This window comes from Dactylosporangium salmoneum (assembly GCF_039532525.1).
GTDB lineage: Bacteria > Actinomycetota > Actinomycetes > Mycobacteriales > Micromonosporaceae > Dactylosporangium > Dactylosporangium salmoneum.
Genome location: NZ_BAAARV010000145.1, coordinates 62,969 through 83,393, shown reverse-complemented (window position 1 = coordinate 83,393; position 20,425 = coordinate 62,969). Strand labels below are relative to the sequence as shown.

The 20,425-nt window shown below is 76.2% G+C and carries 25 protein-coding genes; 15 read left to right on the top strand and 10 right to left on the bottom strand.

Annotated elements, in window-relative coordinates:
* Positions 1-10 precede the first annotated feature (10 nt).
* The 6 genes from ABD352_RS56915 (at position 11) to ABD352_RS56890 (ending at position 4,736) form a co-directional block, all read left to right on the top strand.
* Positions 11-658, top strand: coding sequence for a hypothetical protein (locus tag ABD352_RS56915; protein WP_344621051.1), 648 nt, complete (start codon positions 11-13; stop codon positions 656-658).
* A 67-nt stretch (positions 659-725) separates the two neighbouring features.
* Positions 726-1,364, top strand: a complete 639-nt coding sequence (locus tag ABD352_RS56910; RefSeq protein ID WP_344621050.1) for an amidase family protein — start codon at positions 726-728, stop codon at positions 1,362-1,364.
* Positions 1,361-2,056, top strand: a complete 696-nt coding sequence (gene biuH, locus ABD352_RS56905; protein WP_344621049.1) for a biuret amidohydrolase — start codon at positions 1,361-1,363, stop codon at positions 2,054-2,056. The genes ABD352_RS56910 and biuH overlap by 4 nt, the downstream gene beginning before the upstream one ends.
* A gap of 19 nt (positions 2,057-2,075) precedes the next feature.
* Positions 2,076-2,756: a cysteine hydrolase family protein gene (locus tag ABD352_RS56900; protein WP_344621048.1), complete on the top strand. Its 681-nt coding sequence runs from the start codon at positions 2,076-2,078 to the stop codon at positions 2,754-2,756.
* A 1-nt stretch (position 2,757) separates the two neighbouring features.
* Positions 2,758-4,341, top strand: coding sequence for a SulP family inorganic anion transporter (locus ABD352_RS56895; RefSeq protein ID WP_344621047.1), 1,584 nt, complete (start codon positions 2,758-2,760; stop codon positions 4,339-4,341).
* An 11-nt stretch (positions 4,342-4,352) separates the two neighbouring features.
* A complete protein-coding gene (locus ABD352_RS56890) occupies positions 4,353-4,736 on the top strand; it encodes an AtzH-like domain-containing protein (protein WP_344621046.1) in 384 nt (127 codons plus the stop codon).
* Here the strand turns inward: ABD352_RS56890 and ABD352_RS56885 are convergent.
* Entirely contained in the window at positions 4,662-5,195 is a 534-nt protein-coding gene (locus ABD352_RS56885; RefSeq protein WP_344621045.1) for a hypothetical protein, read from the bottom strand. The two genes, ABD352_RS56890 and ABD352_RS56885, sit on opposite strands and share 75 nt — an antisense overlap.
* A 7-nt stretch (positions 5,196-5,202) precedes the next feature.
* Positions 5,203-6,171, bottom strand: coding sequence for an Lrp/AsnC family transcriptional regulator (locus ABD352_RS56880; RefSeq protein WP_344621044.1), 969 nt, complete (start codon positions 6,169-6,171; stop codon positions 5,203-5,205).
* 85 nt (positions 6,172-6,256) lie between these two features.
* Between ABD352_RS56880 and ABD352_RS56875 the strand changes: the two genes are divergently transcribed.
* A complete protein-coding gene (locus ABD352_RS56875) occupies positions 6,257-7,702 on the top strand; it encodes an MFS transporter (RefSeq protein WP_344621043.1) in 1,446 nt (481 codons plus the stop codon).
* A 61-nt stretch (positions 7,703-7,763) separates the two neighbouring features.
* On the opposite strand, the gene ABD352_RS56870 is transcribed toward ABD352_RS56875, so the two are convergent.
* The 3 genes from ABD352_RS56870 to ABD352_RS56860 all read right to left on the bottom strand — a co-directional run bounded on the left by ABD352_RS56870 (position 7,764) and on the right by ABD352_RS56860 (position 9,938).
* A complete protein-coding gene (locus tag ABD352_RS56870) occupies positions 7,764-8,339 on the bottom strand; it encodes an HdeD family acid-resistance protein (protein ID WP_344621042.1) in 576 nt (191 codons plus the stop codon).
* A 177-nt stretch (positions 8,340-8,516) separates the two neighbouring features.
* Positions 8,517-9,332: a DnaJ C-terminal domain-containing protein gene (locus tag ABD352_RS56865; RefSeq protein WP_344621041.1), complete on the bottom strand. Its 816-nt coding sequence runs from the start codon at positions 9,330-9,332 to the stop codon at positions 8,517-8,519.
* A 33-nt stretch (positions 9,333-9,365) separates the two neighbouring features.
* Positions 9,366-9,938 (bottom strand): Hsp20/alpha crystallin family protein, encoded by a 573-nt coding sequence (locus ABD352_RS56860; RefSeq protein WP_344621040.1) that lies wholly within the window; start codon positions 9,936-9,938, stop codon positions 9,366-9,368.
* Between the two features lie 184 nt (positions 9,939-10,122).
* Between ABD352_RS56860 and ABD352_RS56855 the strand changes: the two genes are divergently transcribed.
* Entirely contained in the window at positions 10,123-10,518 is a 396-nt protein-coding gene (locus tag ABD352_RS56855) for a DUF2267 domain-containing protein (protein WP_344621039.1), read from the top strand.
* Between the two features lie 43 nt (positions 10,519-10,561).
* On the opposite strand, the gene ABD352_RS56850 is transcribed toward ABD352_RS56855, so the two are convergent.
* Positions 10,562-11,737, bottom strand: a complete 1,176-nt coding sequence (locus ABD352_RS56850; RefSeq protein ID WP_344621038.1) for an MFS transporter — start codon at positions 11,735-11,737, stop codon at positions 10,562-10,564.
* Positions 11,734-12,276, bottom strand: coding sequence for an ArsR/SmtB family transcription factor (locus tag ABD352_RS56845; protein ID WP_344621037.1), 543 nt, complete (start codon positions 12,274-12,276; stop codon positions 11,734-11,736). The genes ABD352_RS56850 and ABD352_RS56845 overlap by 4 nt, the downstream gene beginning before the upstream one ends.
* A gap of 82 nt (positions 12,277-12,358) precedes the next feature.
* On the opposite strand from ABD352_RS56845, the gene ABD352_RS56840 reads away from it, so the two are divergent.
* The gene (locus ABD352_RS56840) at positions 12,359-12,853 is read left to right on the top strand and encodes a YcxB family protein (RefSeq protein WP_344621036.1); all 495 of its coding nucleotides are present in this window, start codon (positions 12,359-12,361) and stop codon (positions 12,851-12,853) included.
* Between the two features lie 64 nt (positions 12,854-12,917).
* On the opposite strand, the gene ABD352_RS56835 is transcribed toward ABD352_RS56840, so the two are convergent.
* Positions 12,918-13,769, bottom strand: a complete 852-nt coding sequence (locus ABD352_RS56835; RefSeq protein WP_344621035.1) for an NAD-dependent epimerase/dehydratase family protein — start codon at positions 13,767-13,769, stop codon at positions 12,918-12,920.
* Positions 13,770-13,844: 75 nt separating this feature from the next.
* Positions 13,845-14,882, bottom strand: coding sequence for an NAD-dependent epimerase/dehydratase family protein (locus ABD352_RS56830; RefSeq protein ID WP_344621034.1), 1,038 nt, complete (start codon positions 14,880-14,882; stop codon positions 13,845-13,847).
* A 113-nt stretch (positions 14,883-14,995) separates the two neighbouring features.
* Here ABD352_RS56830 and ABD352_RS56825 point away from each other — a divergent pair, with 113 nt between their 5' ends.
* The 6 genes from ABD352_RS56825 to ABD352_RS56800 all read left to right on the top strand — a co-directional run bounded on the left by ABD352_RS56825 (position 14,996) and on the right by ABD352_RS56800 (position 20,190).
* Entirely contained in the window at positions 14,996-15,694 is a 699-nt protein-coding gene (locus tag ABD352_RS56825) for a glycosyltransferase family 2 protein (protein WP_344621033.1), read from the top strand.
* Positions 15,695-15,833: 139 nt separating this feature from the next.
* Positions 15,834-16,520: a TIGR04282 family arsenosugar biosynthesis glycosyltransferase gene (locus ABD352_RS56820; RefSeq protein ID WP_344621032.1), complete on the top strand. Its 687-nt coding sequence runs from the start codon at positions 15,834-15,836 to the stop codon at positions 16,518-16,520.
* Entirely contained in the window at positions 16,517-17,164 is a 648-nt protein-coding gene (locus tag ABD352_RS56815; RefSeq protein WP_344621031.1) for a methyltransferase domain-containing protein, read from the top strand. The genes ABD352_RS56820 and ABD352_RS56815 overlap by 4 nt, the downstream gene beginning before the upstream one ends.
* A 169-nt stretch (positions 17,165-17,333) precedes the next feature.
* Entirely contained in the window at positions 17,334-18,485 is a 1,152-nt protein-coding gene (locus ABD352_RS56810) for a molybdopterin-dependent oxidoreductase (RefSeq protein WP_344621030.1), read from the top strand.
* Positions 18,482-18,886: a hypothetical protein gene (locus ABD352_RS56805; RefSeq protein ID WP_344621029.1), complete on the top strand. Its 405-nt coding sequence runs from the start codon at positions 18,482-18,484 to the stop codon at positions 18,884-18,886. Before ABD352_RS56810 ends, ABD352_RS56805 begins: the two co-directional genes overlap by 4 nt.
* Positions 18,883-20,190, top strand: a complete 1,308-nt coding sequence (locus tag ABD352_RS56800) for a glycosyltransferase 87 family protein (protein ID WP_344621028.1) — start codon at positions 18,883-18,885, stop codon at positions 20,188-20,190. The genes ABD352_RS56805 and ABD352_RS56800 overlap by 4 nt, the downstream gene beginning before the upstream one ends.
* Here the strand turns inward: ABD352_RS56800 and ABD352_RS56795 are convergent.
* Positions 20,147-20,407, bottom strand: coding sequence for a YciI family protein (locus tag ABD352_RS56795; RefSeq protein WP_344621027.1), 261 nt, complete (start codon positions 20,405-20,407; stop codon positions 20,147-20,149). The two genes, ABD352_RS56800 and ABD352_RS56795, sit on opposite strands and share 44 nt — an antisense overlap.
* Positions 20,408-20,425 lie beyond the last annotated feature (18 nt).

Below are 20,425 nucleotides of genomic sequence, written 5' to 3'. Positions count from 1 at the left end.
AGGACACGACATGCCAGGCTTCTCGTACAAGACCTCGTGGCTGGCCGTCCGCGAGCGGCCGGTGGAGGCCGTGGCCGACGCGCTCGGGCTCGCCGGCCGGCGGGCGGCGGGCTGGGACGAGGGCACGGACGAGGCCTACCGGCGCGGCGTGTACGTGGTCGCGGCGCGGGCCGGCTGGACCCTCGCGCACGGGCTGCATCATCTGGAGCCGGGCTTCGGCCCCTGGACGGCCGGCTTCCCGGCCTGGCTGGCCGCGCTGAGCGCCCGCCTCGGCGAGGTCCAGTTCTTCGCCTCCCACCGCGGCGTGCACTACGTGGCGTGGGCGCTGGCCCGCGGGGGCACGCTCGAGCGGGCGTACGCGTACACGGGCGACGACGAGGTGGTCCTCGCGGTCGGCTCGCCCACCCCGGCGGAGCGGGTCCTGGGCGTGGGGGCGGTGCCGCTCGACTCGTGGAGCGAGCACGAGTACGACGCCTTCCGGGCGAGCGCCGGCCGCGAAGAGGACGTCATGCACATCGCGGGCGCCTGGAGCGTCGGGCCGGACACGCTGGACGAGGCCGACGTGGTCACGCCGGGGATCTGGGGCGAGCCGGCCCGGGCGGGCCGGGCGCGGCCGGCGTGGCTGCGGCGGCTCTGGGACCGGACGCCGGGCCGGTGAGCTGCCGGACATCGATGCGTTACAAACGGCGGCGGTCCATGTAATTCAATTGTCGACAATCGACAGTATGACCAGCACCGCCACAGGGACCGGGATCGCGCGGCTCCTCGCCGCGTACCGCAGCGGCGCGCTGCGGCCCACCGACGTGGTCGAGCAGGTGCTCGCGGCACCCTCGCCGGACGGGGTGTGGATCAGCCGGGCCGGGCCGGACGAGCTGCGCCGGCGGGCCGCGGAACTCCAGGGCAAGGAGCACCTCCCCCTCTACGGGGTCCCGTTCGCGGTCAAGGACAACATCGACGTGGCCGGGACGGTGACCACCGCGGCGTGCCCCGCGTCCGGGTACCCGGCGGCGCGCTCGGCGCCCGTGGTCGAGCGGCTGCTGGAGGCCGGGGCGATCCTGGCCGGCAAGACGAACCTCGACCAGTTCGCGACCGGGCCGACCGGGACGCGCTCGCCCTTCGGCGTCCCGCGCAGCGTCCTCGGCGGCGGGCTCATCGCCGGCGGTTCCAGCAGCGGGCCGGCCGTGGCCGTGGCGGCCGGGCTGGTCGCGTTCGCGCTCGGCACCGACACGGCCGGGTCCGGGCGGGTGGTGTCCACAGTGGATGGCGACGACGTGCAGGGCTTCCTGTGCGAGGCGGGCGCGCTGGACATCACCGCCGGCGGCGGGTGGCGGGCGCACCAACACACCGATGAGGAGGGACGATGAGCGCAACCATCGGGCCGGTCGCCGGCGCGCGGCCGTACGCCTGGCCCTACGACGGGCAGGTGCCGGTCGAGCGCACGGCACTGCTGTGCATCGACTGGCAGACCGACTTCTGCGGCCCCGGCGGCTACGTCGACAGCATGGGCTACGACATCGGGCTGACCCGGGCCGGGCTGCCGGCCACCGCGAAGCTGCTCGACCACGTGCGCGGCCTCGGCATGCTGGTCGTGCACACCCGGGAGGGCCACGACCCGGACCTGTCCGACCTGCCGGCCAACAAGCGCTGGCGCTCGGCGCGGATCGGCGCCGAGATCGGCTCGGCCGGGCCGTGCGGGCGGATCCTCGTCAAGGGCGAGCCGGGCTGGCAGATCGTGCCCGAGGTCGCCCCGGCCCCCGGCGAGGTCGTGGTGGACAAGCCCGGCAAGGGCGCGTTCTACGCCACCGGCCTCGACCTGGTGCTGCGCACCCGCGGCATCACGCACCTCGTCCTGACCGGCATCACCACCGACGTCTGCGTGCACACCACGATGCGCGAGGCGAACGACCGGGGCTACGAGTGCCTGATCCTCTCGGACTGCACCGGCGCCACCGACCCGGCCAACCACGCCGCCGCGCTGCACATGGTCACCATGCAGGGCGGGGTCTTCGGCTGCGTCGCCACGTCCGGCGACGTGATCGCGGCGACCTCCAGCTGACCTCGAGGAGTTGTCCACAGTGGCCGTTCTCGACGCACTGCCCGGGCCGTACGCGTTCGACCCGGCGACGACCGCGCTCATCGTCATCGACATGCAGCGCGACTTCATGGAGCCGGGCGGCTTCGGCGAGACGCTCGGCAACGACGTGTCGCAGCTGCGGCGGACCATCGAGCCGACCGCGCGGCTGCTCGCGGCCTGCCGGGCGGCCGGGCTGATGATCCTGCACACCCGCGAGGGGCACCTGCCCGACCTCTCCGACTGCCCGCCGGCGAAGCTCAACCGCGGCGACCCGAGCCTGCGCATCGGCGCCCCCGGGCCGATGGGCCGCATCCTCATCCGCGGCGAGCACGGCCACGGCATCATCGACGAGCTCGCCCCGGCCCCGGGCGAGCCGGTCATCGACAAGCCGGGCAAGGGCGCGTTCTACGCGACCGGGCTCGGCGACCTGCTGACCGCCAAGGGGATCCGCAGCCTCGTGGTCACCGGCGTGACGACCGAGGTCTGCGTGCACACCACCGTCCGGGAGGCGAACGACCGCGGCTACGAGTGCCTCGTGCTGGCCGACTGCGTCGGGTCGTACTTCCCGGAGTTCCAGGCGACCGGCCTGCGGATGATCGCCGCCCAGGGCGGCATCTTCGGCTGGGTCGCCTCGTCCCCGGCGTTCATCGCCGCCCTGCACACGACGCTTTCGAGGACCTGAGATGGATCTGAAGATTCCCTGGTGGGTGCGCGGCGACACGAACGCCTTCTTCGGCTTCGGCGTCAACGTGCTCGTGAACGTGCTGACCCTCACCGCGCTCTGCCTCGGCGTGGTGAAGCTGTCCGAGCACGACGTGTTCCACGCCATCCTGCCCGCGCTCGGCATCGCGCTCGTGGCCGGCAACGTGTACTACACGTTCCTGGCCCGTCGCCTCGCCCGGCGGGAGCACCGCACCGACGTCACGGCCCTGCCCTACGGGCCCAGCGTCCCGCACATGTTCATCGTCATCTTCGTCATCATGCTGCCGGTGTACCTCAGGACGCAGGACGCCACGAAGGCCTGGAAGGCCGGCCTCGCCTGGGCGTTCATCATCGGCGTCATCGTGCTGATCGGCGCCTTCGTCGGGCCGTACATCCGCAGGTACGCGCCGCGGGCGGCCCTGCTGGGCACCCTCGCCGGCATCTCCGTCACGTTCATCTCGATGCTGCCGGCGGCCCGGATGTGGAACCTGGCCTGGGTCGCGCTGCCGGTCTTCGCGCTGCTGCTCATCGGCCTGCTGACCGACACCAGGCTGCCCGGCAACTTCCCGATCGGCCTGGCCGCGCTGCTGCTGGGCACCGCGATCGGCTGGATCGGCGGCGCGATGGACGGCAACGCGGTGAGCGGCGCCGCCCACGACATCGGCTTCGCGCTGCCCGGCGTCCACCTCGGCCTGCTCTTCTCCGGGCTGTCCGACGTGGCGCCGCTGCTGGCCACCGCGATCCCGCTGGGCGTCTACAACTTCACCGAGGGCATGTCCAACGTGGAGAGCGCGGCAGCGGCCGGCGACAACTACAACCTGCGCAGCGTGCTGCTGGCCGACGGGGCGGGCGCCATCATCGGCTCGGCCCTGGGCTCGCCGTTCCCGCCGGCGGTCTACGTCGGCCACCCCGGCTGGAAGAAGGCCGGTGGGCGCAACGGCTACTCGATGGCGACCGGCATCGTCATCGCGGTGCTGTGCTTCCTGAGCATGTTCGGGCTGCTCGGGGCGATCTTCCCGATGCCCGCGATCGTGCCCATCCTGCTGTACATCGGCCTGCTCATCGGCGCCCAGGCGTTCCAGTTCACGCCCAAGGCGCACGCGGCGGCGGTCATCGCGGCGCTGGTGCCCAACATCGCGCAGTGGGCGACCGGCCAGATCGACAACTCCCTCGCGGCGGCCGGCACGAACGCGGCCAAGGTCGGGGAGGCGGCCCTGGAGGGCAACGGCGTGGTCTACACCGGCCTGCTCACGCTGGGCCAGGGCGCGATCCTGGCCGGCCTGGTGTTCGGCTCGATCGTCGCCTTCGTCATCGACAAGCGCTTCGTCCACGCCGGGGTCTTCGCCGCGGCCGGGGCGCTGCTGAGCTTCGTGGGGCTCATGCACGCCGAGAAGGTGGCGTGGAACGCCAACGGCCCGGTGGCGCTGGGCTACCTCTTCATCGCGGTGGTGTGCGGGCTGTTCGCGCTGACCCGGCCCGCGCCGCGGCCCAAGGAGCCCGACGAGCTCGAGCTGGACCGCCTGCACGGCGAGGCGGCCCCCGAACCCGAGCCCGTCGCGGCGTAGGAGGATCCACAGTGGACATCGATCGCCCCGACGTGGTGGCCGAGGTGACGGCCGCGTTCACCGGCTACGAGAAGGCGCTGGTGGCCGGCGACGTCGGGGCGCTCGATGGCTGGTTCTGGGACTCCTCGCGGGTGACCCGCTTCGGCGTGGCCGACCGGCAGACCGGCGCGGCCGAGCTGCACGCCTGGCGGACGGCCCAGCCGCCGCTGCCGCCGGGCCGGCGCCTCTACGACACCCGGGTCACCGCCTTCGGCCCCGACCTGGCCACGGTGACCACGATGTTCGACTACCCGGGCGCGCGGGACCGCCCGGGCAGGCAGTCACAGACGTGGGTCCGCTTCCCCGGCGGCTGGCGGATCGTCCAGGCCCACGTCTCCCACGGCCTCGCCCAGTAGCCGGGGCGGCAGGAACAGCAGCAGCGCGGCGACCAGCGCGGCGACGGCGCCGAAGCAGGCCAGGGCCGAGACGGCCGGGACGTACCAGCGCGGGGCCAGCGCCCGCAGGTCGGCGCCGATCTCGGCCGAGGAGGCCCCCGCCCCGACGATCCGGGGCGCGACGATGGTGCCGCCGCCGAAGACCACGGGGCTCAGCCCACCGGCGAGCAGCGCGCAGACCAGCCAGGCCGCGGCCCGCCGGCCCTGGCGCACCCCGGCCGCCGCGTAGGCACAGCATCCCGCGGCGGCCGCCCCCAGGCCGGCGCCGACCAGCACGGCGGCGTGGCCGCGGGCCGGTCCGGCGCCACCGTCGTAGGCCAGGGCGTAGGCGGCGACGATGCCGGCGCGGGCGAGCAGCCCGGCGAGGCCACCCGCGAGGGCCGCGGCGCCGGCGGCGAGCAACACCCAGCGGGCCACCACTCCCCCATCATGGCAGCAGCAGCGCACCCGCCCCCTTGACCAGCCGCACCTGCGGGGTCAGCTCGGCCGAGAGCACGCCGTGGAGGCCGCCGACGCCCTCGGCCAGGTACTCGTACAGCTCGTCGAGGTCCCGGCACACGACGGACGCGGCGACGCCGGCCGGCCCGGTGACGGCGGCGGCGAACGCGATCTGCGGATGCCGGGCGAGGGCCTCGGTCACCGGGGTGAGCGCCGACGGGGCGACGGTGAGCCAGAGCGAGGCCTGCGCGGTGTAGCCGAACAGCACCGGGTCGACGTCGACGTCGAAGTACAGGATCCGGCCCTGGCGAAGCTCCTCGAGGCGCCGGCGCACCGTCGTCTCCGACCAGCCGGTGGCCGCCGCGAGGGCCGGCAGCGCGGCCCGCCCGTCGCGCGCGAGGGCCGCGAACAGGGGCTCGTCGGCCGCCGTGGGCGTGACCGGGCGCGCCGGCGGGCCGTCCTGCGGCTGCAGTGCGGCGATCTGGGCCGCCTCCAGCGCGGCGGTGCGGCCCGGCCAGCCGCTCACCCCGGCCACCGCGCGCAGCATGCAGTGCGCGGAGACGTCGGTGACGCGGGGCGCGCGGGGCAGCTTCTGTAGCAGCAGCTCGCCCTCCCGGGCCGCCCGGCGGCTCCGGGTGATGCAGTTGATCTCGGTGCCGCCGGACATGATCGTCACCCAGGAGGTGTCGGCCCGCCGCGCGAGGGCGTGCGCGACCGGGCCGGCGGCGTCGGGCGTGCAGCGCATCCGCACCATCCAGTCCACGGCGCCGACCGCGGCGGCGTGCGGCAGGCCGACGACGCGCAGCGCGCCGGCGGAGCGCAGCCGGCGGTACCGGCGGGCGAGGGTGCGGTCGGAGGCGCCGAGCACCTCGGCGATCCGGCTGAACGGGGCCCGCCCGTCGACCTGCAGCGCGTGCGCGAGGGCGCGGTCGAGCTCGTCCATGGTGAGTGGATCCACCGCCAGACCGTAGCAGCGTGCCGGATTCCGCCGGATCTGCCCGCGAAACCGCCGCCGGGGACGGGCGGGCGGCACGGTGGCGATCATGCGCAAATGGCTGCCCCTGCTCGCGGTCTCGCTGAGCACCTTCATGCTGCTGATCGACCTGACGATCGTCAGCGTCGCCGCCCCGGACCTGGCCCGGGAGCTGCACTCGTCGTTCGCCGCGCTGCAGTGGACCGTGGACCTGTACGTGCTGGTGCTGGCCGCGCTGCTCATGGCGGCCGGCTCGCTGTCGGACCGGCTCGGCCACCGGCGGGTCTTCGTCACCGGCCTGGTGGTCTTCGCCGCCGCGTCGCTGTCCTGCGGGCTGGCCCCGGACGCCGGGGTGCTCATCGCCGCGCGGGGCGTGCAGGGCCTGGGCGCGGCCGCCATGTACGCCACGAACGCCGCCCTGCTCGGCCTGACCTACTCGGGCCGGGACCGCTCGGTGGCCTTCGGCGTGTGGGGCGCGGCCAACGGGGCCGCCGCCGCGGCCGGCCCGATCCTCGGCGGCCTGCTCACCGAGCACGCCGGCTGGCGCTCCATCTTCCTGGTCAACCTGCCCGTCGCGGCCGTCGCCGCGCTGCTGGCCCGCGTCGCGCTGCCGGGCGGGCGGGGCCGCGGCCCGGGCCGCATCGACGCGCCCGGCGTGGTGAGCTTCACGGTGGCCTCGGCGCTGGTGGTGTACGGCCTCATCCGCGCCGGCTCCGCCGGCTGGTCGGACCGGTGGACCGTCGCCGCGCTCGCCGCCGGCGCCGCCGCGGCCGCCGGGTTCGTCCTGATCGAGCGGGGCCGCCCGGAGCCGATGCTGGACCTGCGGCTGTTTCGCCGGCCGTCCTTCGCCGCGCTGATGTTCGGGGCGGCGGCGCTGACCGCGTCCGCCTTCGCCAACCTGGTGTTCGTCTCGCTGTGGGCGCAGTCGGTCCTCGGCCTCGGCGCGATGGCCGCCGGCCTGGTGCTGGCCCCGATGGCGGTGGTCGCGTTCGTGGTCGCCGGGGCCGGCGGGCGGCTGCTGCACGGGGTGCCGCCGCGGCACAGCATCGGCTGGGGCCTGCTGCTGGTCGCCGCCGGGACCGCGCTGTGCATGCTGGTCGGGCCGGACTCCGGCTGGGTGGCGCTGGCCCCGGGCTTGTGCGTGACCGGCATCGGGGTGGGGCTGAGCACGCCGGTGCTCGCCTCGGCGGCCCTGTCGGTGGTGCCCGCGGAGCGGGCCGGCATGGCCAACGGCGCGTCGAACACGTTCCGCCAACTCGGCTACGCCCTGGCCCTGCCCGTCTTCGCCACCGTCGTCGCCGGCCGCGCCGGCGAGGTGCTCGGCGACGACCCGGCCGGGCGGCGCCTGGCCGGCGGCGGCTACCGCGAGCTGCTCGGCACGGCACCGGCCGCCGCGCTGCGCGCCGCCTACGCCGCCGGGCTGGACCGCATCTTCCTGACCAGCGCGGCCCTGGCCGGCGTCGCCGGCGTGGTCGTCCTGCTCCTGCTGCGCCCCGCCGGGCCGGCGGCGCGGTAGCGGGCACGCGGGCGGCGCGGCCCGTGCTTCCCGGCCGCGCCGCCCCCGATGCCCCCGATCGTCAGTGCGCCGCGGCCATGTGCCCGCGGCCCGTGCCCTGGTGCGTGAGCTGGTACGCGGCGACCAGCAGCAGGATGCCGCTGACGATCGCGTAGATCCCGATCGCCCAGGCGATGGCCAGGGCACCGGCGGCCGGCCGGATCATGATGAACAGGCCGGCCACGATGGCGAGCGCGCCGATGAGCGCGAGCGACCAGCCGCCGTGCTGGCGGGTGGCCAGCCACAGGTCCGAAAGGCCCGTCACCACCGCCCAGACGCCGACCAGGATGGCGAGCACCACGGCGGTGAGTCCCGGCCAGACGAGCACCATCACGCCGAGCACGATGCCGACCACGCCGGCCATGCCCCGGGCCAGCCGCGGGCTGGTGCCGTCGGCGAACCCAGTCACCACGTTCGACGGGCCGGGCGCCGGACGGAAGGCGTGCACGAGCTGCTCCACTCCGGTGACGATGGCGAAGATGCCGAAGATCAGGGCCAGCGCGAGCACCGTGAGGCCGGGCCAGATCACCGCGACGATGCCGAACAGGACCGCCAGCACGCCGCGGATGCCGAGCAGCCACGCTTCCCTCTTGAGCATGTGATCCCCTCCAGAATGTTCGTCCCGCTTGTCGCTTCGCGGGCGTTCGTCCCGCTTGTCGCTTCGCGGGCGTTCGTCCCGCTTGTCGCTTCGCGGGCGTTCGTCCCGCTTGTCGCTTCACGGGCGTTCGTCCCGCTTGTCGCTTCGCGGGCATGTTCGTCCCGCTCGCTTCGCGAACTATGTGAGCCGGGCGTCGAAGGGCGACTCGCGGGCGAGCGACCGGTAGAGGGCGCGCTCGCCGGGGGTGAGCCGCTCCGGCACCACGATGCGGATCTCCGCGAACAGGTCCCCGGCCGGACCGTGCGGGTTGGGCAGCCCCTGCCCGCGCAGGCGCAGGCGGCGGCCCGAGGACGAGCCCGCCGGCACGTCCAGGCGCAGCGGCCCGGTCGGCAGCCCGACCGGCACGACCGCGCCGAGCGCGGCCTCCCACGGGCTGAGCGGCACCTCGACCATGACGTCGCGGCCGGACACCTTGAACCGGGGGTGCGGGGCCAGCCGTACGACCAGGAAGAGGTCGCCGGACGGCCCGCCCCGGGTGCCTGGCGCGCCCTGGCCGGGCAGCCGCAGCCGCTCGCCCTCGACGACGCCGGGTGGCACGTCCACGTCGTACTGTCTCGGCCGTCCCGCGGGGCCCGGCAGCGTGACCCGCCGCCGCCCGCCGGTGTAGGCGGTCTCGACGCCGATGGTGAGCTCGGCCCGTGCGTCGGCGCCGCGCGCACCGCGGAACAGCCCGCCCGACAGGTCGATGTCGATACCGCCGTGGTACCGCTGATGACTGCGCCGCCCCGCGTCGTACTCGCGCCGGCGCTTCGGGTCGGCCAGGACCCGGTACGCCGCCGTGATCTCCTTGAACCGCTCCTCCGCGCCCGGCTCGGCGCTGACGTCCGGGTGGTAGCGGCGGGCCAGGCGCCGGTACGCGCGCTGGATCTCGTCCCGCCCCGCGCCCCGGGCCACGCCGAGCACCTCGTAGGGGTCGCGGACGCCGACGGCCATGACGGCCCGTCCTCTCGGGAGGCCCTGGTCGGGTCAGCCCATCGAGGAGCGGCCGACCTGGCCGGTGCTGCCGGTGCCGGACGGCCCGGCCGCACCGGGCCGCGATTGGCCCTCCTTCATCTGTTTGGCCGCCGCCGCCGGGTTGTCGGGCATCACGACGCCGGGATTGCCGTCGTCGGGAATCGTGGCGTCGGTGACCGTCGCTTCCGGTTTCCTGGCGTGGGACTTCTTCGTGCCGGACGGCTTGAGCTCGATGCGGCGGGCCTGCTGACCGCGCGCCTTGGGCGCCACGATCGTGAGCACGCCGCCGTCCAGGTCCGCGGTCACCGTCTCGGCCACGACGCCGCCGGGCAGGGCGATGAGGTACTCGAACTCGCCGGTCCGCCGCGCGTGGTGGCGCAGCATCCCCTCCCGGCGCCGCTCGCCGAAGGTGCCGAACACCCGGATCTCGCTCTCGCGCAGCTCGATCTGCACGTCATGCGCGGCCACGCCGGGCAGGTCCAGCTCGATGCGGAACGCGTCGCCGGTCTCCTCGACGTCGACTGGCGCGCCGACCGTCACGGGCATGCCCAGCGACCGGCGGGGATGGGTGACCAGCAGTGTCATGGTGACGCCTCCAAAAGCGCGGGCCCCGGCCGGCTGAGCACAAGGCTTAGCTGCAGGTACGCCGCAATGCTGGGCGAGGCGCGGGTGAGGCGGTCCCACCCGGGCCGGGTGACCCGGGTCCCGCCGCCGCCCCGTCCGCGCCGAGTGATGGCCGCTCACCTGGGCGCCCGGCAGCGTTCGCGGCATGTACGAAGACGTGTTCATCGCGGAGGTACGCGACAAGACCGGCATCACCGACCCCGAGCGCGCCCGGCGCGCCCTGCACGGCGTGCTGCACGCGCTGGCCAACCGCCTGCCCGACGGCTGGGTGCACCAGCTGGCCGCCGAGCTGCCGCCGACGCTGGCCGAGCCGCTGTGGGCCTTCCAGCACCTCTACGACCAGGAGGTACACGTGGACTTCCTCGCCGACGTCGCGGCGCGCGCCGATGTCGCGCCGGCCGCCGCGGAGCGCCTGGCCCGGGCCGTGTTCGCCGCCGTGGCCAGCGCCTGCGACCCGGCCCTGCTACGGCGTGTCTACGCGCCGCTGACCAGCGACGTGCTCGTCCTGACCGAGGCGGACGCCTCGCTGCTGCCGGTCTGAGCCCATCCCGTGTCAGGGGGAGCGCACGGGGCGCTCCCCCGCGTCATGCTGTCCTCACCCTGAGCGACACCACGGCGGCCGCGAGCAGCACCGCCTCGAGCGGCCACAGGGCGCCGACCGGGCCGAGGGAGCTGGTGAGGTACCCCCCGAGCAGCGACGCCACCGGCATGACTCCCCACGACATCGTCATGGCCGCGCTGGTGACCCGGCCCAGGAGCTCGTTGGGCACCAGGAGGGTCGCCTCGGAGACCACCACGACGTTCCACAGTGGACCGGCGAAGGCGCACGCCGCACCGACCAGGCCGAGCTGGACCGGCCCGGCGGCGACGGCGAACAGCGGCAGCAGCGCCGCCCAGACCCAGTTCACGCCGGCGATGACGGTCCGCGCCGCGAGGTGGCGGTGCAGCCGGGCCGCGGCGAGCGCGCCGGCCAGCCCGCCGCCGCTGTAGATGCCGAACATCAGCCCCACGCCGCCCGGCCCGGCGTGACGGCGCTGGGCGAGCACCACGAGGACCAGCAGCAGCGCCTGGAAGACCAGGTTGCTCGCCGCGATGAGCAGGATCGCGGTCCGCACGAACGGGTTGCGCCAGACCCACCGCAGACCGCTGAGGGCGGCCCGCAGCAACGGCTCGGGCGGCGCGCCGCCGGTGAGGTTCTTGCGCACGAACAGCAGCCCGATCGCCGACAGCGCGTAGGAGACGGCGTCGGCCAGGAACGGTAGCGCCGCGCCGGCCCCGAACAGCAGCCCGCCGAGCGGCGGCCCGGCCAGTCCCGCCGCGCGCCCGCGCGCCTCGTTCTGCGCGATCGCGGCCGGCAACTGCGCGGCCGGCACGATGAGCGGCAGCGCGGCCCGCTCGGCCAGCCCGAAGAACACCAGGCACAGCCCCTGCGCGAAGGCCACCGCCACGAGCTGCGCGACGGTGAGCACCCCGAGCCACATCGCGACCGGCACGCTGACCACCGCCAGCCCCGCCATCACCTCGCTGACCAGCAGGACCTTCCGCCGGTCCCACCGGTCCACCAGCGGCCCGGCCGGCAGGTTGGCGACGAGGAACGGCAGCAGGCCGGCCGCCCCGACCAGCCCGGCGTCGGCCGGCGACCCAGTGGTGGCGAGCACCAACAGCGGCATAGCCGTCCCGCTCACCTGGGCGCCGAGCGTGGAGACGACCTGGCCGCCCCACAGGACGGCGAAGTCCCGGTTGCGCCGCAGCGCGGTCACGGCGTCGGGAACGCGTGGAAGACCACCGAGATGGGCCGGCCGCCGGGCGAGGCGCGGTCGGGCTCGCGGTGCCACCTGGAGAGCAGGGCGATGTACTCCTCGGCGAACTGCGTCAGCTCCTCCGCGGTGAGCACGGTGCTGCCGAACGAGTGCTGGGCGGCGTCGGCGAACGCCCCGAACGCCTCCCGGTCGGCCAGGTACCCGGCGAGCTCCCGCTCGGCCCGCTCCAGCCACAGCCGCCCGATCTCGTCCGCGGCGGCCGCCACCTCGGGGTCCTCGGCCCGGCGTGGCAGCCGCACGTCCTGGGGGATCGCCCGCCAGTACCTGCGCCGCCCGGCCGAGCGCCCGGCGTCCTCCTCGATGAACCCGTACCGCTCCAGCTGCCGCAGGTGGTAGCTGGCCGCCCCGCGGTCGACCTGGAACTCGACGGCCAGCTCAGCGGAGGTGGCCGCCCCGCCCCGCTGCAGCCGCGTGAGCATCTGCTGGCGCAATGGATGCGCGAGCGCCTTGAGCGCATCGACATCGGTCAGAATTCGCACGCATGAGAAGATACCTATGCAAAGGATTCTTCTCAACCCCCTGCTCGCCCGCCGGCGGCGCCGGGGGCACTATCGTTCTCGCGTGCAGATCCGATTCGACGTGCCGGCCGATCCCGCCTATCCGGGGCGGGTGGCCGCGGTCCTCAGCAGCGTCAGGCTGCGGCGGTACGGCTACATCGGCGCCACGCTGGCCGGGCTCGGGGTGATCGGGCTGGCGATCTCGCGGGTGACCGAATGGGGTGAGAAGTTCCAGCCGCTGAGCATCGCGCTGGTGGTCGGCGGCGTGCTGTCGATGCTCTACGCGCCGTGGGTGCGCGCCAAGGCCCGCCGCCGCTCCAGCGGGTACGCCATCGAGGGCGACTACGACATCACCGACGACAACATCATGATGCGCAGCGGCTCGGAGACCGGCGGGATCGCGTGGGACGGGGTCTCGCGGGTGGTGGACACGGCCGGCTTCTGGGTCGTCTACGTCGGGCGGATTCCGGCCACCGTGATCCCGCGGCAGTACATGTCGGCCGAGGACGTCGAGACGCTGCGCGCGTTCATGGCCGAGCGCGGGCTGCTCGGCGAATAGGGCCGGCCCGCGCGGGCCGGCCCTGTTCACTCACTCGGTGCTGATGGTCAGGCGACGCTGGTGGTCAGGCGGCCCGCAGCTCGTCGAGCAGCGACGGCCCCGACGGCGTCCAGCCCAGCGAGCGGGCGCGGGCGCCGGAGGCCTGCTGGTCGAGCAGCAGCGCGTCGGCGAACGGGGCGCTCAGGCGGGCCCGCGACTCGTCGGCCGTCTCCGGGGCGACGCCGGCGCCGGCCGAGGCGGCCTCGGCGACCTCGCGGACCGTCGGGTTGGCGCCGGACACCGCGAGCAGGCGGCCCAGGGCCTCGCCGCGCTCGACGACGAGACGGTACAGCGCGGCCACGTCGTCGACGTGGACCGTGGTCCAGTGCTGGGTGCCGTCGCCGACCAGGCGCACCCGGCCGGCCTCGTCGCGGGCCGGGGCGAGGACTCCGGCCGGGATGCCGCCGCCGTGGCCGTACACGATGCCGGGCGCGAGCACCGTGGCGTTGAGGTCGCCGCCGAGCACGGCCGCCTCCACGTCGATACGCCACGCGGTCAGGGCCGGCGGGGTGAGCGGGGACTCCTCGGTGATGTCCGGGTTGCTGCCCCAGATCCACACGCCCGAGGTGTGCACGTACGGCTTGCCGGTGCCGCCCAGCGCCTGCGCCGCCGCCGCGGCGACCGTGCGGTCGAACCGGACGCCCTCCGCGTCGCCGGTCGCGGCCAGGTGCACGACGGCGTCGCCGGCCGCGAACCGTTCGGCGGTCCAGGCCTCGTCGAACAGGTCGCCGACGGCCGCCTCGGCGCCGGCCTTGCGCACCTTGGCCGCCGCCTCGTCACTGCGCACCAACGCGGTGACGGCGTGGCCGCCCGCGACGAACTGCCCCAGCGCGGCGCCGCCCAGGTAACCGGTCCCGCCGGTCAATACGATCCTCATGAGCGCGACGTTAGATCGGCAACGGCCGCGATGCGGCATGAGCTTCCCCACCCGCTCCGTAGGAATAAACGCGCGTCAGCCGCGCAGCGGGGCGGTGGCGAAGCCGCGGATGCCCTCCTCCGGCCCGATCGTGGCCCGGAAGCCGAGCTCGCGGCGCGCCCGCGCGGGCGAGGCCACCACGTGCCGGACGTCCCCGGCCCGGAACTCGCCCGTCACGACGGGCTCGGGGCCGGCCATCGCGGTGGCCAGGGCCGCGGCCATCGCGCCGACCGTCGTCGGTTTCCCGGAGCAGACGTTGTACGCCACGCTGCCCGCCCGCTCGCCCGTCGCCCCCACCGCCGTCACGTTGGCCGCCGCCACGTCGGCGACGTGCACGAAGTCGCGGCGCTGGGCGCCGTCCTCGAAGACCCGCGGCGCCCGGCCGGCCTCCAGGGCGGAGCGGAAGATGGCGGCGACCCCGCTGTACGGGGTGTCGCGGGGCATCCCGGGCCCGTACACGTTGTGGTAGCGCAGCGCGACGACCGAGCCGCCGCACGCCGCCGCCCACGCCGCCGCGAGGTGTTCCTGGGCCGCCTTCGTCGCCGCGTACACGCTGCGGGGCCGCACGGGCGCGTCCTCGCCGACCTCGGCCGGCTCCAGCGGCCCGGCGCAGCGCGGGCAGCGCGGCTCGAACCGGCCGGCGGCCAGGTCGGCCGGGTCGCGCGGGGCCGGGTCGACCGGGCCGTGGACCGGGCAGGCGTAGGCGCCCTCGCCGTAGACCACCATGGAGCTGGCGAGCACCAGCCGGCGCACCCCCGCGCGGGCCATCGCGGCCAGCAGCACGGCGGTGCCGAGGTCGTTGCAGCCCGCGTACTCCGGCAGGTCGGCCAGGTCGACGCCCATCCCGACGAGCGCCGCCTGGTGCACGACCACCTCGACGCCGTCGAGCGCGGCGGCGACCGCCGCGGGATCGCGCACGTCCGCCCGTACCAGTGCCGCGGGAACGTCCGGAGTGGACCGGTGCGCCATCGGGTGCAGCGCGTCGAGCGCCACCACGTCGTGGCCCGCCGCGCGCAGGGCGGCGCTCACGTGCCCGCCGATGAAGCCGGCGGCGCCGGTGACGAGGACTCGCATGGCCCCAACCTAGGCGCGGCGGGCGCCCGGGCGCGGTCCGCGTTCGCGGTTCGTAATGGTCCGTCAGCTTCTCGTAAGACTTTGCGGGCCGGTCGATCCGTAGCGTCCGGGCCATGCCCGATGTCGTACTGCCCTGTCTCGACGAGGCGGCCGCCCTGCCCTGGGTGCTGTCGCGGATGCCGGCCGGCTACCGCGCGATCGTGGCCGACAACGGCTCGCGCGACGGCTCGCCCGCGGTCGCCGCCGCGTTCGGCGCCACGGTCGTGCACGCGACCCCGCGCGGCTTCGGCGCCGCCGCCCACGCCGGCCTGGCTGCCGCGACCGCCGACGTCGTGTGCTTCATGGACGCCGACGGCTCCTTCGACCCGCGCCAGCTGCCGCGGGTCGCCGAGCCGGTCGCGGCCGGGACGCACGACCTGCTGCTGGGCCGCCGCCGCCCGGCCCGCCGCGGCGCCTGGCCGGCCCACGGCCGCCTGGGCAACGCGGTGGTGGCGTGGCACCTGCGCCGCACCACGGGCATGCTCGTGCACGACCTGGGCCCGATGCGGGCCGCCCGCCGGGAGGCGCTGCTCGCCCTCGGCCTCACCGACCGCCGCTTCGGCTACCCGCTGGAGATGATGGTCCGCGCCGCGGCCGCGGGCTGGCGCATCGGCGAGGCCGACGTCGACTACGCGCCGCGCCCGGCCGGCGGGCGCTCCAAGGTGACCGGCTCGGTCCGCGGCACCCTGCGCGCCGTGCGTGACATGTCCGGGGTGCTGGCGTCGCGACCGCGGCCCGCGTCCGTGCGCGTGTCCCGGGGGCCGGCGTCATGACCGCGGCCCGCATCCGCGCGCGGCATGTCCCGGAGCCGGCGCCGCGACCGCGGCCCGCGTCCGTGCGCGGCATGTCCCGGGGGCCGGCGTCGCGACCGCGGCCCGCGTCCGTGCGCGGCATGTCCCGGGGGCCGGCGTCATGACCGCGGCCCGCATCCAGCTGGTGTTGCTGGCCAAGGCGCCCGTGCCCGGGCGGGTGAAGACGCGGCTCTGTCCACCGTGGACGCCGGTCCAGGCGGCCGCGCTGGCCGCCGCGGCGATCGCCGACACCGTCGAGGCGCTCGCCGCGGCCCCGGCGGCGGCCCGCACCCTCGTCGCCGACGGCGGGCTGGCCGCCCCGCCCGGGTGGGGCCGGGTCCCCCAGCGCGGGGACGGGCTCGGGGAACGGCTCGCCGCCGCGTACGCCGACACCGCCCGGCCCGGCCTCGCCACCCTCCTCGTCGGCATGGACACCCCGCAGCTCGGCGTCGGCCACCTCGTCGCCGCCGCGGCCGCGCTCGCCGGGGCCGACGCGGTGCTCGGGCCGGCCGAGGACGGCGGCTGGTGGACCCTCGCCCTGCGCGACCCGGCCGCCGCCGCGGTGCTGGCCGCCGTGCCGATGTCCACGCCGGACACGTTCGAGCGCACCCGCGCCGCGCTGGCCGGTCTCGGCCTGCGGGTGGCGGTCACGGCGACGCTGCGCGACGTGGACACCGCCGCCGACGCGTACGCGGCCGCCGCCGCCCGCCCGGACCGCCGCTTCGCCCGCGAACTGTCCACGCTGGACCCGCGGTCGTCCGCGGGCTCCGGCCGGCGGCAGACCGGCGTTGTGGGGCGTGGGCGGTGACCGCGCCCGTGGCCGTGCTCGGCGCGGCGCTGCGGCGGGCCGGCCGGGGCGAGCCGGCCGGGCTGGTCCTGGTCCGCGCCGACGGGGCCGCGTCGGCACCGGTCGACCCCGGCGCCTGGCACGAGGGGCGCCCCGGCGACCCGTCGCTGCTCGATCGCTGCCCGGACGGCACCGTCGACCTCGGCTGCGGGCCCGGCCGGCTCACCGCCGCCCTCGCTGCCCGCGGCCGCCGGGTCCTCGGCGTCGACGTGAGCCCGCAGGCGGTCCGCTACGCCCGGCGGCGCGGCGCCCCGGTGCTGCGCCAGGACCTGTTCCAGCCGCTGCCCGGCGAGGGCGCCTGGCGGGGCGCGCTGCTGGCCGACGGCAACATCGGCATCGGCGGCGATCCGGTCCGGCTGCTGGGCCGGTGCCGCCGCCTGCTCCACCCGGCCGGCGAGGTGCTGGTCGAGCTCGACCCGCCCGGCGCCGGCAGCTGGAGCGGCCCGGTCGCCCTCGCCGGCCCGGGCCGGACCAGCGCGCCGTTCGCGTGGGCGTTCGTCGCGGCCGACGACATCGCCGCGGTCGCCGGGCGGGCCGGGCTGCACGCCACCGAGACCTGGGCGGAGGCCGGCCGGTGGTTCGCCCGCCTGACCCCGGCGCGCTGACCCGTCATCCGCGCCGCCGCGCGAGCGCCCCATGCCGCACGTCACCGAAACCCGGAGGGAGGCCGGCCGATGCTCCGCCCGCCTGACCCCGGCGCGCTGACCCGTCATCCGCGCCGCCGCGCGAGCGCCCCATACCGCACGTCACCGAAACCCGGAGGGAGGCCGGCCGATGCTCCGCCCGCCTGACCCCGGCGCGCTGATGCGCGACCTGGGCCGCCGCTTCACCAGCCCGCTGCGCTCGCCGCTGCTGACCGCTCACCTCGGGCTGTGGCTCGGTGTCGCGTTGCTGGTCTGCTTCGTCACCGGCGTGCTGAGCCATTGGATTCAGCACCCGCCCGGCTGGTTCCACTGGCCGGCGCGGCCGGTGCAGCTGTACCGGGTCACACAGGGTCTGCACGTGGCGAGCGGTCTGGCCGCCGTACCGCTGCTGTCGGCCAAGGTCTGGTCCGTCTTCCCGAAGCTGTTCGCCTGGCCGCCGGCCCGCGGCCTGGGCCACGCGCTCGAGCGGGCGGCCGTCGGCCTGCTCTCCGCCGCGGCCGTCTTCGAGCTGGTCACCGGCGTGCTGAACATCGCCTACTGGTACTCGGCCATGCCGTTCGGCTTCGTCGGCGCCCACTACTGGACCGCCTGGCTGCTGGCCGGCGCACTGCTGCTGCACGTCGCGGCCAAGCTGCCGGTCGTCCGCGCCGCGCGGCCCGCTCCCCGGCCGGTCCCTGCGGCGGGCCAATGGTCGCGGCGCGGCGCGCTGGCGCTGGTCGGCACCGCGGCGGCGGGCGTCACCGTCGCCACGGCCGGGCAGACCGTCGCACCGCTGCGGAGGGTGTCGCTGCTCGCGCCGCGGCTGCCGGGCATCGGTCCGCAGGGCCTGCCGGTGAACAAGACCGCCGCCGCGGCCCGGGTGGCGCGGGTCGACGAGGGGTACCGGCTGCTGGTCACCGGGCCGGCCGGGCGGCACGCGCTGAGCCTGGCGGATCTGCTGGCGCTGCCGCAGGCCTCCGCGGAGCTGCCGATCGCGTGCGTCGAGGGCTGGAGCGCCGCGGCCCGGTGGTCCGGCGTCCGGGTGGCCGACCTGCTGCGCCTGGTCGGGGCGGGCGACACCGACCGGCCGGTCTCGGTGGAGTCGCTGCAGCCCGACGGCCCGTACCGCGCGTCGGTCCTGGAGCCCGGCCCGGCCCGGGATCCGCTCACCCTGCTCGCGCTGCGCCTGCGCGGGGAGCCGCTGCACCTTGACCACGGCTACCCGTGCCGCCTGGTCGCGCCGAACCGCCCCGGGGTGCTGCAGACCAAATGGGTCGCCGCCGTGACGGTGGTGCCCCGATGAGGGCCGTGCTGGCCGTGCTCGGCCTGGGTCTCATCGCCTACGGCGTATACGGCTGGCTGGACGCGCCCGCCGACGAGCTGCGGGGCCGGCTGGTCTTCGCCGCCGTAGCCCTCGCCGTGCATGATTTCGTGCTGGTACCGCTGGTGCTGCTCGCCTCGGTCCTCGTCACCCGGCTGCTCCCGGCGCCCGCCCGCCACCCCGCCCGGGCCGCGCTCGTCGTCGCCGCCGCGCTCACCGCGGTCGCCCTGCCGTTCGTCGTCGGCGCCGGACGCGTCGCCGGCAACCCGTCGGCCTTTCCCCAGCACTACGGCCGCAACCTGGTGCTGCTGCTGACCGTCGTCGCGGTGGCCGGCGGCGCCTGGGCCGCGGTCCGCGTCGCCCGCGAACGGGGGCGCCGATGAGCCGCCGCGTGGCCGCGGGGCTGTGCCTGGCCGCGATCCTGGGCGCGCTGCTGCTGCCGGGCCGCTGGTACCTGCTGTCGTGGCTGCCCTTCGCCGCGGGCGCCCGGCTCGTGCCGCGGGTGGACCGCCGGGCCGCGCTGGTCCTCGTCCTGCTCGGGGCCGTCGCCCTGCCCCTGACCGCCGCGACCCACCCGCCGGACAGCAGCGACGACGTGTACCGCTACGTCTGGGACGGCCGGGTGCAGCTCGCCGGCGTCGACCCGTACCGGTACCCGCCCGCCGCCCCCGAGCTGCGCCGCTTCCGCGAGCCCGGCCTGTGGCCGCCGTCGTCGCACTGGTGCGTCGCCGACGGGTGCACGCTCATCAACCGTCCCGCGGTACCGACCATCTACCCGCCGGTGGCCGAGGCGGTCTTCGCGGGCGTGGTCCTGCTGTCGCCGCGATCGGCCCGGGAGCGCCCGATGCAGCTCGCGATGGCCCTGTGCGCCGCCCTCGTCGGCGCGCTGCTGTGGCGGGCCCTGGCGGCGCTGGGCCGGGACCCGCGCCGGGCGGTGCTGTGGGCGTGGTGCCCGGTGGTCGCCCTCGAGGCCGGCAACAACGCCCACGTCGACGTCGTCGCGGCGGGCCTGGCCGCCGCCGCGGTCTGGGTGCTGGCCGCCGGTCGCCGCCCGGCCCTCGGCGGCGCACTGCTCGGCCTGGCCGTGGCCACCAAGCTGACCCCGGCCCTGCTGGCCCCCGCCCTGTTGCGCCGCCCGCCCCGCCCGGCGGCGGCGGTCGCGCTGTGTGCCGCGGGGGCGCTGGCGGTGGTGTACCTGCCGCACGTGCTGGCCGCCGGCCCGGCGGTACTAGGCTACCTGCCGGGGTACCTGCACGAGGAGGGCTACGCCGACGGCTCGCGCTTCGCGCTGCTCGACGCCGTCCTGCCCGCGGCCCTGGCCCCGGCGGCCGCGGCGCTCATCCTCGCCGCGACCGCCCTGCTGGCCTGGCGCCGCGCCGACCCCGGCCGTCCGTGGGGCGCCGCGGCGGCGACGGTGACCGTCACGCTGCTGGTCGCCGCGCCCGCCTATCCGTGGTACACCCTGCTGCTCGTCATGCTCGTGACCTACGGCGCCCCGGCCGAGTGGCTGGCCGTCGCCCCGGCCGCGTACCTGGCCCAGTTCGCCCCGGACCTGGGCCTGCCCACCGCGACCGCCCAGCGCGTCGGCTACGGCCTGGCGCTGCTGGCCATCGTCGCCGGCCTGCTGCGCCGCCGCCGGTCGGTCACGTCAGGAACGGCGTCCACTCCCGCACCCGCGCGACCGTGACGCCGGGCGTGCCGTAGTACGGATCGGCGGCGAGGAACGCCTCGACGTCCGACCGGGCGGGCAGGTCGAGCACGATGAGCGCCCCGCCGTCGCCGGCGAACGGCCCGGCCATCCGGACCACCCCGGCCTCGTGCCGCCCGGTGAGCACCTCCCGATGCGCCGGTCGCGCCGCGAGCCGCTCGGGCGCCTCGGTGAACTCCAGCTCAACGATCCACATGCCCGCGAGCGTATCGAC

Bases quoted from the DNA above. Each gene is read 5' to 3' on its own strand.
- ABD352_RS56800 (WP_344621028.1), top strand. From the start codon at position 18,883: ATGAGCCGCCGCGTGGCCGCGGGGCTGTGCCTGGCCGCGATCCTGGGC.
- ABD352_RS56865 (WP_344621041.1), bottom strand. From the start codon at position 9,332: ATGGCCGTCGGCGTCCGCGACCCCTACGAGGTGCTCGGCGTGGCCCGG.
- ABD352_RS56810 (WP_344621030.1), top strand. From the start codon at position 17,334: ATGCTCCGCCCGCCTGACCCCGGCGCGCTGATGCGCGACCTGGGCCGC.
- ABD352_RS56825 (WP_344621033.1), top strand. From the start codon at position 14,996: ATGCCCGATGTCGTACTGCCCTGTCTCGACGAGGCGGCCGCCCTGCCC.
- ABD352_RS56860 (WP_344621040.1), bottom strand. From the start codon at position 9,938: ATGACACTGCTGGTCACCCATCCCCGCCGGTCGCTGGGCATGCCCGTG.
- ABD352_RS56915 (WP_344621051.1), top strand. From the start codon at position 11: ATGCCAGGCTTCTCGTACAAGACCTCGTGGCTGGCCGTCCGCGAGCGG.
- ABD352_RS56910 (WP_344621050.1), top strand. From the start codon at position 726: ATGACCAGCACCGCCACAGGGACCGGGATCGCGCGGCTCCTCGCCGCG.
- ABD352_RS56820 (WP_344621032.1), top strand. From the start codon at position 15,834: ATGACCGCGGCCCGCATCCAGCTGGTGTTGCTGGCCAAGGCGCCCGTG.
- ABD352_RS56895 (WP_344621047.1), top strand. From the start codon at position 2,758: ATGGATCTGAAGATTCCCTGGTGGGTGCGCGGCGACACGAACGCCTTC.
- biuH (WP_344621049.1), top strand. From the start codon at position 1,361: ATGAGCGCAACCATCGGGCCGGTCGCCGGCGCGCGGCCGTACGCCTGG.
- ABD352_RS56855 (WP_344621039.1), top strand. From the start codon at position 10,123: ATGTACGAAGACGTGTTCATCGCGGAGGTACGCGACAAGACCGGCATC.
- ABD352_RS56805 (WP_344621029.1), top strand. From the start codon at position 18,482: ATGAGGGCCGTGCTGGCCGTGCTCGGCCTGGGTCTCATCGCCTACGGC.
- ABD352_RS56835 (WP_344621035.1), bottom strand. From the start codon at position 13,769: ATGAGGATCGTATTGACCGGCGGGACCGGTTACCTGGGCGGCGCCGCG.
- ABD352_RS56795 (WP_344621027.1), bottom strand. From the start codon at position 20,407: ATGTGGATCGTTGAGCTGGAGTTCACCGAGGCGCCCGAGCGGCTCGCG.
- ABD352_RS56870 (WP_344621042.1), bottom strand. From the start codon at position 8,339: ATGCTCAAGAGGGAAGCGTGGCTGCTCGGCATCCGCGGCGTGCTGGCG.
- ABD352_RS56875 (WP_344621043.1), top strand. From the start codon at position 6,257: ATGCGCAAATGGCTGCCCCTGCTCGCGGTCTCGCTGAGCACCTTCATG.
- ABD352_RS56830 (WP_344621034.1), bottom strand. From the start codon at position 14,882: ATGCGAGTCCTCGTCACCGGCGCCGCCGGCTTCATCGGCGGGCACGTG.